The organism is Caldicellulosiruptor diazotrophicus, from assembly GCF_017347585.1.
In the GTDB taxonomy this organism is placed as follows: Bacteria; Bacillota; Thermoanaerobacteria; order Caldicellulosiruptorales; family Caldicellulosiruptoraceae; genus Caldicellulosiruptor; species Caldicellulosiruptor diazotrophicus.
This window is the reverse complement of sequence record NZ_AP024480.1, coordinates 890,001-903,153: the sequence shown is the minus strand read 5'-3', so window position 1 is coordinate 903,153 and position 13,153 is coordinate 890,001. Positions and strand designations below refer to the sequence as shown.

Below are 13,153 nucleotides of genomic sequence, written 5' to 3'. Positions count from 1 at the left end.
ATTACACTCCCGATTTATAAAACTGCTGCAAGTCTTTGAGCTTTAAATAAGCTTCTTTGCTCTCAATTGCTTTTGAGGAAAGCTTAATTCCTTCTTCCACATCTTTTGCAACTTCACAAATGTAAAGTGCAAATCCACAATTCAAAACAACAGCCCAAAAATAAGGTGACTTTTCTCCCTCAAGCACACTTATCAAAATCCTTGCGTTTTCTTCAGGCGAAAAGCCTCTGATTGAGTTTGTATCAAATTCAATTCCATAGTTTTTGGGGTCAATATAATATTCTTTGATATCTTTGTCCTGTATCTCAAGTACTCTTGTCTTTTTAGAAACAGAAATCTCGTCAAGTCCGTCAAGGCTATGTATGACAGCGGCTTTTTTTCTCTTGCCCCTTAGCACAGAAGCCACTTTCTCCTGCGCATCAAAGTTAAACGTCCCAACCACTTGATATTTCAGTGGTACAGGGTTCAAAAGAGGACCTAAGATGTTAAAAACTGTTCTGATACCAAGTGATCTTCTTAAATTTGCAACCTTCTTCATGGCTGGATGATATATCGGTGCAAATAAAAATGCAAAGTTCAGTTTCTCAAGTCCTTCCAAAACTTTTCCTTCCTCTGGCTGGATATCTATACCAAGTTTTTCTAAGATGTCGGCTGACCCGGAATTGCTTGTAATACTTCTGTTACCATGTTTTGCTACTTTTATGTCGAAACAGCTAAGAATAATAGCCGCGGCTGTTGAGATGTTAAAGGTGCCTTTCCCATCGCCACCTGTTCCACATGTATCAATTGTTCTTTGATGGTCAAAATTAAGTTTTTTTGCCCTGTCATAAAAAGCATCAACAAATGCTGAAATCTCTTTTACTGTTTCGCCCTTTGTTTTTAGCGCTGCCAAAAATGCACCAAACTTTATCTCATCAAGTTCGCCTTCCAAAATGTTATCAAGAAGATTTTTTACCTGGTTATATTCCAAATCCTTTTTGTTTGTCACAAGCTCAAGCACATCGATGAGCATCTTTTTCCACCCCATCATAGCATATTTCTAAAAAGTTTTGTATAATTGTCTCTCCATCAGGAGTCAGGATTGATTCAGGATGAAACTGAATCCCATAAACTCTCAAACTATCGTTTACCAGGGACATAACCTCATCATCTTCACTCACAGCAGCTATTTCAAGCTGCTTCAAAGACGCAGATTTCTCAACCACAAGTGAATGGTATCTACCTGCAAAAAATCTCTCTGGTACACCCTTAAAAAGTTTACTTCTTTTACCGCTTTCAAGCAGGTCAACTCTCGATCTCATTCCATGGTAAATTGTTTTTGCATGAGTAATTCGTGCTCCGAAACATTCTCCAATCACCTGATGACCAAGACAAACACCCAAGATTGGTATACTACCAGCAAATGTATTTACAACCTCTTTGCTCACACCCGCATCTTTTGGACTGCCAGGACCTGGAGAAATTATTATACCTGCAGGATTTAATTTTTTTATTGTATCAACTGTAACCTTGTCGTTTCTAAACACTAAAACTTTTGTTTTGCTTGCAATCATTTGGTAAAGATTGAATGTAAAAGAGTCGTAGTTATCTATTAACAATATCATTTTCATCCACCCCCATTATCCTCAAAAACGCTCTGAGCTTGGTCAAACACTCTTGATACTCATTCTCAGGTACTGACAAATTCACAATCCCCGCACCGCTTTGAAGCTTTATAATGCTTTCTTTTTTGTCCTTTACAGCCATTCTTATAGCTATGGCAAGGTCAAACTGGTCTTTGTAGATATACCCGATTGCTCCTCCGTAAAGGTCTCTTCTTTGCCTTTCATATTTTTCAATCAACTGCATAGCTCTTATCTTTGGTGCGCCGGTCAGCGTCCCAGCCGGAAAAACAGATAGTATTGCCTTTGTGAGGCTCTTTTCTTCAAGTTCACCTGTAACAACAGAATATATATGAATAAGGTTATAAAGTCTTTTTATTCTCAAGTACTCTTCTACTTTTACAGTTCCGGGTTTTGAAATCCTGCCAAGGTCATTTCGCGCAAGATCAACAAGCATGACATGCTCACTTATTTCTTTCTTGTCTTTTAGTATCTCTATCTTTTTCTGGGCAATATCATCCCCTTCGTTTATCCTGTATGTTCCAGCAATTGGAAATGTTTTTACTATGTTTCCTTTTTTCTTTATAAGAGTCTCTGGCGAAAAACAAATTATTTGGCTCTCTTCATTGTTTATCACAATGCTGTACTCTGAAGGATTTTTCTCTTTCATTGTGTAAAAAAGATGGCTGGTTAGGATATTGCTTTTGACCAATATTATCTGTGACAGAACAATCTGAAAAATCTCACCATTTCTGATATCCTCTTTTGCCTGCTTGACTGTGCTGATAAAATACTCTTTTGGAGTTGAAAAAACCACATTGCTTTTTACCTCACACAAATTATTTCTCTGGTACCTCTTAAAATCTACTTCTATATTTTTTTCAGATTCTTTGCTCACCAAAAGAATCTTCTTGCCTGTAAGTTTATCAATAAGTACATTTTTCCTATAAACATTTAGAACTATATAAGGACTATCAGTTAAATATATATCTTCTAACAGATTTACCGCATGATAGTTAAATTGACAGGTGATATAAGCATTCTTTTGAATTAGGACTTCCAATATGCTATCAAACATTGTACAAATATCGCCATAGAAAACTTTTTTATTTCCTTCAGAATCAACCTCAATTTTGTCACGATAGACTGTAACGCACAAAAGTCTATCAAGACAAAAAGCTATCATTTGGGAATTTTCGAAGAAAAAGTAATTCCCTTCGATTGAATCAAAATCTATATTTGATAGGTCAATAGAATCGTTTGAATATTCTTCAAAGAAAGGTAAATTGGTTCCAATATCATGATAACAAAAAAGCCCCGATGAGCTATCGGGGCGCACGTTCGCCACTTTTTCCATTTTACAGCTCATCTCCTCTCATCTCTTCTATTCTCTTCTCGTCTCATCTAAACTTATACAAGCTCACAAAATGACCTTTCTAAACTCTTTAAAACTATTCTTATTTAAAAGTATATCAGAAAACTTCTCATCTGACAATACCAAATTTCTAAATTACAATTAGATCCTTTGACGACTTTGTCAAAATCTCACATCCACCACTTTTCACAACAACTATATCTTCTATCCTCACACCTCCAAAATCCTCAATATAAATGCCCGGTTCAATTGTCACAACCATATTTTCTTCTAAAACCATCTCAGATTTTGGTGAAAGTCTTGGAAGTTCATGAATTTCAAGTCCAACACCATGTCCTAAAGAGTGTCCAAACTTTTCCATATAACCAAAAGAGCCTATATAGTCACGGGCAATTTTGTCAACTTCGTTTGCTTTTAAACCTTCTTTTATAAACTCTTCTGCCTTTTGCTGAGCTTCCTTTACTATATGGTATATATTTACCATCTGACTTTTCACATTTCCTACAAATACTGTCCTTGTCATATCAGACATGTAGCCGTCAAAGTTGCATCCAAAGTCAATTGTAACAGTATCGCCAGCTTCAATCTTTTTGTCTGTCGCAACGCCGTGGGGCAAAGAACTTCTTTTGCCAGAGGCAACTATAGGTTCAAATGAAAAGCCTTTTGCGCCGTTTTTCATTATAAAGTAGTTGAGCTCTGCAACCACGTCATTTTCTGAAATACCCGGCTTTATAAACTTTAAGATGTGCTCAAATGCTCTGTCAGTAATCTCAACAGCTTTTTTTATTTTCTCTATCTCTTCATCGTCTTTCACAGATCTAAGTATGTCCAAAGAAAATGAAAGTGCACATACCCTGTCTTCAAGCTTTTCTTTCATCTCACTCACAAACGAAAATGTAAGATGATACCCTTCAATAAAAAGCTTTGAAATGTTATGCGATACCATCAAGTCTTTTATAGTATCATAAAGTTTTCCCTTGTAGTCAACAACTTCAAATTCAGTTACTTCTTTTTTTGCCTGCTCGGTATACCTAAAGTCTGTTAAAAGATATTTTGATCCTTCTCTTGTAATAAATAGATAGCTTTCATCGCCTTTGAAATTGCTAAGGTATCTGATATTTTCTTTTTTGGACACAAAAACTGCTTCGATGCTCTCATCTCTTTTGAATATTTTTTCAATTCTTGTGCTTACCATTGCTAAAGCTTTGCTCCTTTCTACCCTAAAATCTCTTTCAAAGCATAAAGTGCTATTATATAGCTCTTGGTACCAAAACCGGAGATTTGACCTGTGCAGGCAGGAGCAATCACACTTTTGCGTCTGAACTCTTCTCTTGCATGAATGTTGGAAATATGCACTTCAATCGTGGGAATGTTTACAGCCTTTATTGCATCATGGATTGCATAGCTATAATGAGTATACGCACCTGGGTTTATTACAATAGCATCGACCTTTTCAAAATATGCTCTATGGATTTTATCTATTATTTCTCCTTCATGGTTTGATTGAAAAAACTCCACTTCAAACCCAAGTTCCTGAGCTTTTTGTGAAATAGATTTGAGGACATCTTCGTATACTACGCTGCCATATATATTTTTTTCTCTTATTCCAAGAAGATTAAGATTTGGGCCGTTTATTACCAAGACCTTTTTCATTACAAATCCTCACACCCTTTTTTCTAAAGTTTCTTGATAGATCTTTTTCAGAACAAGAGCATCCTCTGCCATATAGTCTTTTGATTCACAGATTATCACAGGTTCAAGCTTTAGCTTGTAAAGAGCCTCTGCCAATGGTTCAAAGTCAGGCTCAAACTGTTTGTCTTCGTAGTTCCAGTGTTTTTTTTCACCTTGTGATGTATATTCTATCCTGCTAAAATGGCTGTGAAAGTATTTCATCCTTTCATATCCAAGCTGGTCAATAAATTTCTTGAGTAGATTTTCAAAATCCTCTTCTGTCTTTAAGCTGCCACCTTCAAAGGCATTTATGTGCCCAAAATCAATGGTTGGAAGCAGCATCTCGTCCATTTTGCAAATCTCTATTATCTCATCGCTACTGCCAAGATTGTTTTTTTTACCCATTGTCTCTGGGCATAAAAATATTCCATCTGCCCGCATCTCTTTCACCACGTTTACAACTTCTAATATCGTTTTTTTGGCTGTCTCAAAAGCCAAACTTCTTTCTACCTTTGCACACGAACCGGGGTGAAACACAATCCTTTGTGCTTTCATCTCCTTTGCAACCTCTACGCATTCATAGATGTACTCTTTTGACTTTTGCAACTTTTCTTCTTCCTGGCTTCCAAAGTTTATATAGTAAGGTGCATGGATGGAGATAAGTATATCATACTTTTGCGCTTCCTGACCAATCTGTCTTGCCTTTTCTTTTGAAATGTTCACACCTTTGTTACACTGGTACTCATAAGCAGAAAGACCTATTGATTTTAGCCACTTTGGCGCATCAACACTTGATTTATAACCAGCATCGTAAAAACTCTGAGAGTTTCCTGCAGGACCAAATCTTATCATCTTTTACTCTCCTTTGCTAAGTGAATTGAAATTATCTTTTCTGCTGCAAGCTCTGGAGTGAGTATGTCTGTGTTTATCTCAAAATCGCAGTTTTTATAAAAAGGCATTCTCATGTTCAAAAGCCTTATGATGTTGCTGAGTTTATCACCATTTTTCAAAAGAGGTCTTGTATCATCGTCTTTTAGCCTTTTGAGAATATTTTCGGCAGAGGCATATAAAAAATATATTACTCCGTTCTCTCTCAAAAGTTTTACATTTTCGGGATTTAAAACAACTCCCCCGCCTGTTGAGATAACAACATTTTCAAGCTTTGAAACTCTCTCAATTACCCTTGTTTCAACCTCTCTGAATCTTTTCTCACCGTGTACTTCAAATATCTTGTCAATTGTCATACCAAACTCTTTTATTACCTCTGAGTCTGTGTCAATAAGCTCTATATCGAGTTTTTCAGCAATTAATTTACCTATGGTTGTCTTGCCACTTCCCATAAAACCTGTAAGCACAATATTTTTCATTTGATATCCTTTCCTTTATGGTATATGTTTTTTGTGTGAAATTTTGTATCTATTATATCATAAATTTTGGTCCTTGAAAAAAAATAAAAGACCATTCTCATGAATGGTCTTCTGGTTTATTAGCTTTATTTTATTGCCCCTGAGCTTTCACAATGTCAATGCAGTTTATAAAATCTTTTAACATTGCCCATCCAAGCAAACCTTTTTCAGTCTTTATCATATACCAATCATACATCTTGTTGTTCTTTTTTGATTGGTCTTTAAACCAGTTCGAAGGATCGCATTGTACTATCTCTATTTTTTCACCCTTTTTTGCTGTGGTGAGCTTAGTTTTCTGTTCTCTGTACGAATATAACACAAAAGGTCTTTTAACATATGCAAACACCCCAACATAGTAAAGCTCTTGCGGAGAAAGTTTTAAAGTTCGCACGCCAGATGCAGTCTGCTCCAAAACGTATCTTTCTTTTTTTACCCAGAAATCCATATTCCTTTCAACAATGACCTCTTTATTTCCATCAATGATTGGTTTTGAATCAGTATTCAGAAGCTCCCTTAAAGTTTTCCCATTGTATTCTAATATAACATATTTCTCAATTTTATTTGATTTGTAATGAAACAAGACTTCTTTGTATCCATCACTGCTGTCAATATCTACAATCTCAGTTCCAATCACCTGCAAAATGTTTTCTTTTGGTTGATAAAGCGCATTGTTTACACTCAGCAAATATTTTTTCTGGTTCTTATCAAGCCAAATGCTTACTATGTCTATCTGCGCATCTGAGTTCAAATCAATCTGCTGCTGGAAAACCAATTCTCTCTGGACATTTTGCTTTGCAGATTTCGAAGCTTTTTGAACTGAAGCCGGTAACTTGTTTAAATTTTTAGCGCTTGCTGCCATAAACAAGCTTTCGATAATAAGGGCTATTATTAATGAAATTATAAGTAATATCAGAGCTTTTGTTATTGTTCTCTTGATCATTCTTACTCATCCTTTACATAATGTCTGTCCTTCTAATTATAATCTTACTCCATCAAAAAAGGGGTATCAATACTGATAAGCAAATTTACAAGATTTTTTAATATTTTTGTAATCCAAATCACTTTGAACTTTTTTGAAATCAATAGCGTTAAATTTATAGTAGGAGTGATAAGTAGTGGATGAAAAAAGGTTAATAGAAGAAGCAAAAAAAGGAAACAAAGAAGCTCTCTACAGGCTCATTGAAAATAACTTAAATATTCTCTCAGGTTTTGTGACGAAGATGACTCAAGATTATCATTTTGCCCAGGATGTTGTGCAGGAAACACTTTTGCGTTCTATCATAAACATGGATAAGTTCTCACCAGATGCAAAGTTTTCGACATGGCTTATAAAAATTTCAATAAACGTGTACAAGGACCTTTTAAGAAAAAATAAAAGATATACCTACTTAGACGAGTCATACAAAGATTATATGCAGGATGTAGAACATGCAGCCATATCAAATAGTGAATACAAGGACATCTGCAAAGCTATTTTGTCGCTTGATTATAAATTCAGAGCTGTTTTTATTCTAAAACATTTTTATGGATATAAATACAAAGAAATTGCCAAAATTTTAAACTGTCCTGTCGGAACAGTAAGGTCAAGGCTCCATTTTGCCATAAAGTTTCTGATAAAAGAGCTCGAAAAGAAAGGAGTGCTGGAGAGTGAAAGCAAAAAAGAATGAGAAAATTCAAGATTTAATTATTGATAAATACTATGAAGAGTTAGAAAATGAAGCTTTAGAAAAATCAGATTGTAATATTGTTTTGCTTGAAAAAAAGCTAAAACTTTTAAAAAATAAATTCGACCTTATGAATAATTCCCCTCTGGTAAAGATAGATATCCAGAAAGTCATTGAAGATGCAATAGAAGCAAAAGCTAAAAAGCAGGAAAAGGTTAATCTTCTATTATTCATTTTATTGAGTTTCCTTGTCTTTTCCATTTATATTTTGCTAATTAACATCAATGGTTTTGGATTTTTTGTAAGGCTTCAGATACTCTTCGGAACGCTGATTCCATGGATTTTAATCCCTGTATCATTGATATTCTCAAAAGGAAAGGTGTGAGAACATGAAGATTAATAAAACATTTATATTTTTTTTCATCACTGCTATCGCTTGTTTGAGCTTTTTGCTTTTTTTGGTCCAGCAGTTTTCTGATGAGAAAATAACAGTGGGTCTTTTGTTAATTTTATTCTCCTTACTGATGGCTCAGGCTGTATATATATTCTTCGATGCTAAAAACAGGGGCGAAAAATACTATTTTCTCTGGGGGCTATTTGGACTTCTGAACTTCCCCAGCAGTCTTATAATATATCTTCTTATCACGAGGGTAATTTTAAAAGATAAAAATAGAAAAACTTACTGAAAAGGAGTGTTTTGGAATGCTCGGAAATATGGATATGGAAGAAATGTTAAAATTACTTGCGCCTGTAATTGTTCTGCAGTTTGCTCTTATGATTTTCTGTCTTGTTAAGTTGAAAAATGACAGAGTAAAACATCTTCCAAAATGGGCATGGGCGCTAATAATAATTATTTTCAACTTTGTAGGTCCTATAGTTTACCTACTACTCGGAAGAGAGCGTGATTAGTTTGCTGAAAGTGGTAAATCTTCACAAAAGCTTTGGAAAAGTAAAAGCTTTAAAAGGTATATCATTTGTAGTAAAACCAGCAACAATCCATGGTTTTCTTGGACCAAATGGAGCAGGTAAGACAACCACAATGAAAATTCTTTCTGGACTAATTAGTTTTGATGAAGGAACAATCTTATTTGAGAATCTTAATTATAAGACAAACAAAAATGCGATAGTGAAACAAATTGGATTCCTTCCTCAAAATCCTGCATTCTATGGTTATCTCACACCAGTTGAGTATTTAAACTTAATAGGACAAATTTGCAATTTTGAAAGTAGAACTATTAAAAAGAGGACTGAAGAAGTTCTTGAAATTGTAAAACTTTCAAACGTTTCTAAAAGAAAAATCTCAACTTTTTCTGGCGGAATGCTTCAAAGACTTGGAATAGCTGTCGCAATATTTAATAAGCCTAAACTATTGCTTCTTGATGAACCAACTGCATCTTTAGACCCAGAAGGAAGAGCTGAAGTGTTAGAACATATAAAATCTTTGAAAGAAGAAGGAATCACTGTTTTCTTCTCAACACATATATTGAGCGATGTAGAGAGAATATGCGACCATGTCACTATATTACATGAAGGTAAAGTAATTGTAAGTAGTAGTTTAGAAAACCTCCAAAAACAATACATTCAACCTATTTTTTGTATTGAGTTTGAAAGTATCCCTGATAAGCTGGAAGAAAAATTGTCTCAGTTTCCTTATATTAAAAAAATTGATATTGACGTCTATGGAAAAGTCTCAATTTATGTTAACAATGTTGAAACAGCAAAAAGAGAGTTAATAAAAGTATTGGCACAGATAGATAAGCCTATTTTATCCTTTTATTTAAAAAAAACCTCGCTGGAAGATATTTTCATAAGGGTGGTAGACAAAAATGATGACATTTAAAGCATATCTTAAAAAAGAATTCATTGAAGGGATAAGACAGTACAAATACATTGCTCTTGCAACCGGTATAATATTGTTCTCTATCTTAGATCCAGTAATGTTAAAGCTTCTTCCTTCCTTTATTAGCAACAAGATTCCTGCTAATATAATAAATCAGCTATTTGAGTTTAAGCCTAAAGACGCATTGGCAAATTATATCAAAGATCTTTTTCAGATTGGTACGCTATTTATAATATTCACTGCTGCTGGGAGTATAAATGAGGAAATATATTCCCAAAAAATTGTTTTCCCTTTTTCAAAAGGTGCTAATAAATCCCAAATTGTACTGGCAAAGTATTTACATTTTGAAATTGCAATTTGCTTGCTCTTGTTAGTTGGTTTGTTCTTCAACCAATATTACGCTAATCTTCTTTTTGAAGGACAGAAAATTACTGTATCTGACATAGTTCCTGTTTACTTTCTCTTGTGTATTTACTACCTGTTCGTGATCTCGCTTACATTACTTCTTAGCAGCTTTACAAAGAAAAATATCTCAGCTGGAATTTTGGCATGTACAGCCTCTTATTCGACTGCCTTGTTCTCTCAGTTTGAAAAACTTAAGAAGTTCAGCCCATATAATTTGATTTTGCTTACAAGTAATTTTGGCTCACAAGATGTAAAAACAACGTTGGTTACTACCATTCTGCTGACTCTTATATTTTTAGTGACAACCGTTTTTCGATTTAATAGCTTAGAAGTAAATTGAATTCTCATTCACAGGAATTTTTTATATGCTGCCATAAGTACAAAGATGCCAGGTGGAATATGGGTATTGTTAAATATTTAACATTTTAATACAAAAAATAAAAATCCGGCAGCCACCTACTTTCCCGTGCCGTCTCCAGCACAGTATCATCGGCGTTGCGAGGCTTAACTTCCGTGTTCGGAATGGGAACGGGTGTTTCCCTCGCTCTTTCGCCACCGGATTTGTTATCAATATTCATTTTTTCAAAAGCTTTTTAAGCAGCCTCGCAAGTGAATAGGAGGAAAGCTCTCTTGGTCAAGCTCCTCGGGCCATTAGTACCGCCTTGCTCAACGCCTTGCGGCGCTTACACATGCGGCCTATCTACCTGGTAGTCTTCCAGGACCCTTACCACCACTTACGGTGTGGGGTATCTCATCTTGGGGTGGGCTTCACGCTTAGATGCTTTCAGCGTTTATCCCATCCGGACTTGGCTTCCCAGCCGTGCCCCTGGCGGGACAACTGGTAAACCAGCGGTCCGTCCAACCCGGTCCTCTCGTACTAGGGTCAGCTCCCCTCAAATACCCTGCGCCCGCGGCGGATAAGGACCGAACTGTCTCACGACGTTCTGAACCCAGCTCACGTACCGCTTTAATGGGCGAACAGCCCAACCCTTGGGACCTACTTCAGCCCCAGGATGCGATGAGCCGACATCGAGGTGCCAAACCTCCCCGTCGATGTGGACTCTCGGGGGAGATCAGCCTGTTATCCCCGGGGTAACTTTTATCCGTTGAGCGACGGCTCTCCCACTTGAAACCGCCGGATCACTAAGCCCGACTTTCGTCCCTGCTCGAGGTGTCCCTCTCACAGTCAAGCCACCTTACCGCCTTTGCACTCTTACCGCACGATTTCCATCCGTGCTGAGGTGACCTTTGGGCGCCTCCGTTACCTTTTAGGAGGCGACCGCCCCAGTCAAACTGCCCACCTGACAGTGTCCCATCACTCGGTTCAGAGTGTCTGGTTAGTGCCCCAGTGCACCCAGAGTGGTATCCCACCGTCGGCTCCATGGATGCTGGCGCACCCACTTCTCTGCCTCCCACCTATCCTGTACAGGGCACACCAAAACACAGTGCCAGGCTGCAGTAAAGCTCCACGGGGTCTTTCTGTCCAACCGCGGGTAACCAGCGTCTTCACTGGTACCACAATTTCGCCGGGCACACCGCCAAGACAGCGCCCAAGTCGTTACGCCATTCGTGCGGGTCGGAACTTACCCGACAAGGAATTTCGCTACCTTAGGACCGTTATAGTTACGGCCGCCGTTCACTGGGGCTTCGGTTCGGAGCTTCGCTTTTTTAGCTAACCCCTCCCCTTAACCTTCCAGCACCGGGCAGGCGTCAGCCCCTATACCTCGCCTTTCGGCTTGGCAGAGACCTGTGTTTTTGATAAACAGTCGCTTGGGCCTATTCCCTGCGACCTAAAGGCTTTCTCCCTTTAGGCACCCCTTCTCCCGAAGTTACGGGGTCAGTTTGCCGAGTTCCTTAGCGGTGCTTCACCCGTCCGTCTGTGGATTCTCTCCTCGCCCACCTGTGTCGGTTTCCAGTACGGGCACCTGCCTTCGCCTACGCGACGCTTTTCTTGGCAGTGTGAAGCTCGGCACTTCGCCTACTTCTAACTTCGGCTCCCCATCACGGCTCATGGTTACCGCGTGCGCGGATTTGCCTACGCACGCCCACTCGCCGCTTGGCCGGGGTATACCAACTCCCCGGTTGCCTGCTCCTCCTGCGTCCCGCCTCGTAGGATACCCTCCGGCAGGTGGCTCAGGATTATCAACCTGATACCCATCAGCTACGCCTTCCGGCCTCGCCTTAGGCCCCGGCTAACTCTGGGCGGATTCGCCTTCCCCAGAAAACCTTGGGCTTCCGACGGGCAGGCTTCCCACCTGCCTCGCGCTACTTATTCCGGCATTCTCACTTCTGCCTCGTCCACCCCGGCTTTCGCCTTGGGCTTCACCCTACCGCAGAACGCTCCCCTACCGCTTAAAGCAGACCTTATAGCCTGCTTTAAACCCGATGCTTCGGTGTGTGGCTTGAAGCCCCGAGTATTTTCGGCGCCCAGCCGCTCGACCAGTGAGCTGTTACGCACTCTTTAAAGGAATGGCTGCTTCTAAGCCAACCTCCTGGTTGTCTTCGCGGCTGAACATCCTTTGCACACTTAGCCACACCTTTGGGACCTTAGCAGTCGGTCTGGGCTGTTCCCCTCTCGACCACGGACCTTATCGCTCGTGGTCTGACTCCCAAGCTTCTTGCCGCCAGCATTCGCAGTTTGATAGGGTTCGGTAACGTTTTTGCGCCCCTAGCCCAATCAGTGCTCTACCTCCAGCGGCCATCACTTGAGGCTAGCCCTAAAGCTATTTCGGGGAGAACCAGCTATCTCCGGGTTCGATTGGAATTTCTCCACTACCCTCAGCTCATCCGACGCCTTTTCAACGACGACCGGTTCGGGCCTCCATGTGGTCTCACCCACACTTCACCCTGGCCAAGGGTAGATCACCCGGTTTCGGGTCTACTTACGCATACTCTCGCCCTCTTCAGACTCGGTTTCCCTGCGGCTCCAGCGCTCTCTCGCGCCTTAGCCTCGCATGCGTAAGTAACTCGCCGGACCGTTCTTCAATAAGTACGACGTCAGGGACTCTCGCCCCCTCCGTCTGCTTGTAGGCACAGGGTTTCAGGCTCTATTTCACTCCCCTCCCGGGGTTCTTTTCACCTTTCCCTCACGGTACTTGTGCACTATCGGTCACCGGTAGTATTTAGCCTTGGAGGGTGGTCCCCCCTGCTTCACACCAGCTTCCACGACACTGGTGCTACTCAGGATCAGA

At 39.3% G+C, this 13,153-nt stretch carries 14 protein-coding genes and 2 rRNA genes (1 of these 16 running past the window's edge); 6 read left to right on the top strand and 10 right to left on the bottom strand.

The window, feature by feature from the left end:
* Window position 1: 1 nt before the first annotated feature.
* The 8 genes from trpD to CaldiYA01_RS04180 form a co-directional block, all read right to left on the bottom strand.
* Complete coding sequence (gene trpD / locus CaldiYA01_RS04215) at window positions 2–1,012, bottom strand: anthranilate phosphoribosyltransferase (RefSeq protein ID WP_207181748.1); 1,011 nt, start codon at window positions 1,010–1,012, stop codon at window positions 2–4.
* Window positions 993–1,604, bottom strand: a complete 612-nt coding sequence (locus tag CaldiYA01_RS04210) for an anthranilate synthase component II (protein ID WP_207181746.1) — start codon at window positions 1,602–1,604, stop codon at window positions 993–995. Before CaldiYA01_RS04210 ends, trpD begins: the two co-directional genes overlap by 20 nt.
* Window positions 1,585–2,958: an anthranilate synthase component I family protein gene (locus CaldiYA01_RS04205; protein ID WP_207181744.1), complete on the bottom strand. Its 1,374-nt coding sequence runs from the start codon at window positions 2,956–2,958 to the stop codon at window positions 1,585–1,587. Before CaldiYA01_RS04205 ends, CaldiYA01_RS04210 begins: the two co-directional genes overlap by 20 nt.
* Before the next feature lie 148 nt (window positions 2,959–3,106).
* Window positions 3,107–4,171 carry a M24 family metallopeptidase gene (locus CaldiYA01_RS04200; RefSeq protein WP_207181742.1) on the bottom strand — a complete coding sequence of 355 codons (1,065 nt, stop codon included), beginning with the start codon at window positions 4,169–4,171 and terminating at the stop codon, window positions 3,107–3,109.
* 20 nt (window positions 4,172–4,191) lie between these two features.
* Window positions 4,192–4,629, bottom strand: a complete 438-nt coding sequence (gene aroQ / locus CaldiYA01_RS04195) for a type II 3-dehydroquinate dehydratase (RefSeq protein ID WP_207181740.1) — start codon at window positions 4,627–4,629, stop codon at window positions 4,192–4,194.
* 9 nt (window positions 4,630–4,638) lie between these two features.
* Complete coding sequence (locus CaldiYA01_RS04190) at window positions 4,639–5,499, bottom strand: TIM barrel protein (RefSeq protein WP_207181738.1); 861 nt, start codon at window positions 5,497–5,499, stop codon at window positions 4,639–4,641.
* Entirely contained in the window at window positions 5,496–6,014 is a 519-nt protein-coding gene (locus CaldiYA01_RS04185; protein WP_207181736.1) for a shikimate kinase, read from the bottom strand. Before CaldiYA01_RS04185 ends, CaldiYA01_RS04190 begins: the two co-directional genes overlap by 4 nt.
* A 130-nt stretch (window positions 6,015–6,144) precedes the next feature.
* Window positions 6,145–6,993 carry a hypothetical protein gene (locus CaldiYA01_RS04180; RefSeq protein WP_207181735.1) on the bottom strand — a complete coding sequence of 283 codons (849 nt, stop codon included), beginning with the start codon at window positions 6,991–6,993 and terminating at the stop codon, window positions 6,145–6,147.
* A gap of 175 nt (window positions 6,994–7,168) precedes the next feature.
* Between CaldiYA01_RS04180 and sigY the strand changes: the two genes are divergently transcribed.
* The 6 genes from sigY to CaldiYA01_RS04150 are packed head-to-tail and all read left to right on the top strand — an operon-like array spanning window position 7,169 to window position 10,302.
* Window positions 7,169–7,720, top strand: a complete 552-nt coding sequence (gene sigY / locus CaldiYA01_RS04175; RefSeq protein ID WP_207181732.1) for an RNA polymerase sigma factor SigY — start codon at window positions 7,169–7,171, stop codon at window positions 7,718–7,720.
* Window positions 7,701–8,102, top strand: coding sequence for a hypothetical protein (locus CaldiYA01_RS04170; protein ID WP_207181723.1), 402 nt, complete (start codon window positions 7,701–7,703; stop codon window positions 8,100–8,102). The genes sigY and CaldiYA01_RS04170 overlap by 20 nt, the downstream gene beginning before the upstream one ends.
* Before the next feature lie 4 nt (window positions 8,103–8,106).
* Window positions 8,107–8,403, top strand: coding sequence for a hypothetical protein (locus tag CaldiYA01_RS04165; RefSeq protein ID WP_207181721.1), 297 nt, complete (start codon window positions 8,107–8,109; stop codon window positions 8,401–8,403).
* A gap of 16 nt (window positions 8,404–8,419) precedes the next feature.
* On the top strand, window positions 8,420–8,626 hold the full coding sequence (locus tag CaldiYA01_RS04160) for a PLD nuclease N-terminal domain-containing protein (protein WP_207181718.1): 207 nt from the start codon (window positions 8,420–8,422) through the stop codon (window positions 8,624–8,626).
* The gene (locus CaldiYA01_RS04155; RefSeq protein WP_207181716.1) at window positions 8,619–9,557 is read left to right on the top strand and encodes an ABC transporter ATP-binding protein; all 939 of its coding nucleotides are present in this window, start codon (window positions 8,619–8,621) and stop codon (window positions 9,555–9,557) included. Before CaldiYA01_RS04160 ends, CaldiYA01_RS04155 begins: the two co-directional genes overlap by 8 nt.
* Window positions 9,544–10,302, top strand: a complete 759-nt coding sequence (locus CaldiYA01_RS04150; protein WP_207181714.1) for an ABC transporter permease — start codon at window positions 9,544–9,546, stop codon at window positions 10,300–10,302. Before CaldiYA01_RS04155 ends, CaldiYA01_RS04150 begins: the two co-directional genes overlap by 14 nt.
* A 103-nt stretch (window positions 10,303–10,405) precedes the next feature.
* Here CaldiYA01_RS04150 and rrf read toward each other — a convergent pair.
* Together rrf and CaldiYA01_RS04140 are read right to left on the bottom strand one after the other, a co-directional pair.
* Window positions 10,406–10,522 (bottom strand): 5S ribosomal RNA (rrf, locus tag CaldiYA01_RS04145).
* Window positions 10,523–10,592: 70 nt separating this feature from the next.
* Window positions 10,593–13,153: ribosomal RNA gene (locus CaldiYA01_RS04140) — 23S ribosomal RNA — on the bottom strand (it continues 411 nt past the right edge of the window).

What these genes read in the sequence shown, in the direction of transcription:
- CaldiYA01_RS04210 (WP_207181746.1), bottom strand. Translation starts at nt 1,604, where the DNA reads ATGATATTGTTAATAGATAACTACGACTCTTTTACATTCAATCTTTAC.
- aroQ (WP_207181740.1), bottom strand. Translation starts at nt 4,629, where the DNA reads ATGAAAAAGGTCTTGGTAATAAACGGCCCAAATCTTAATCTTCTTGGA.
- CaldiYA01_RS04205 (WP_207181744.1), bottom strand. Translation starts at nt 2,958, where the DNA reads ATGGAAAAAGTGGCGAACGTGCGCCCCGATAGCTCATCGGGGCTTTTT.
- CaldiYA01_RS04185 (WP_207181736.1), bottom strand. Translation starts at nt 6,014, where the DNA reads ATGAAAAATATTGTGCTTACAGGTTTTATGGGAAGTGGCAAGACAACC.
- CaldiYA01_RS04200 (WP_207181742.1), bottom strand. Translation starts at nt 4,171, where the DNA reads ATGGTAAGCACAAGAATTGAAAAAATATTCAAAAGAGATGAGAGCATC.
- CaldiYA01_RS04165 (WP_207181721.1), top strand. Translation starts at nt 8,107, where the DNA reads ATGAAGATTAATAAAACATTTATATTTTTTTTCATCACTGCTATCGCT.
- CaldiYA01_RS04160 (WP_207181718.1), top strand. Translation starts at nt 8,420, where the DNA reads ATGCTCGGAAATATGGATATGGAAGAAATGTTAAAATTACTTGCGCCT.
- CaldiYA01_RS04180 (WP_207181735.1), bottom strand. Translation starts at nt 6,993, where the DNA reads ATGATCAAGAGAACAATAACAAAAGCTCTGATATTACTTATAATTTCA.
- CaldiYA01_RS04150 (WP_207181714.1), top strand. Translation starts at nt 9,544, where the DNA reads ATGATGACATTTAAAGCATATCTTAAAAAAGAATTCATTGAAGGGATA.
- CaldiYA01_RS04190 (WP_207181738.1), bottom strand. Translation starts at nt 5,499, where the DNA reads ATGATAAGATTTGGTCCTGCAGGAAACTCTCAGAGTTTTTACGATGCT.
- trpD (WP_207181748.1), bottom strand. Translation starts at nt 1,012, where the DNA reads ATGCTCATCGATGTGCTTGAGCTTGTGACAAACAAAAAGGATTTGGAA.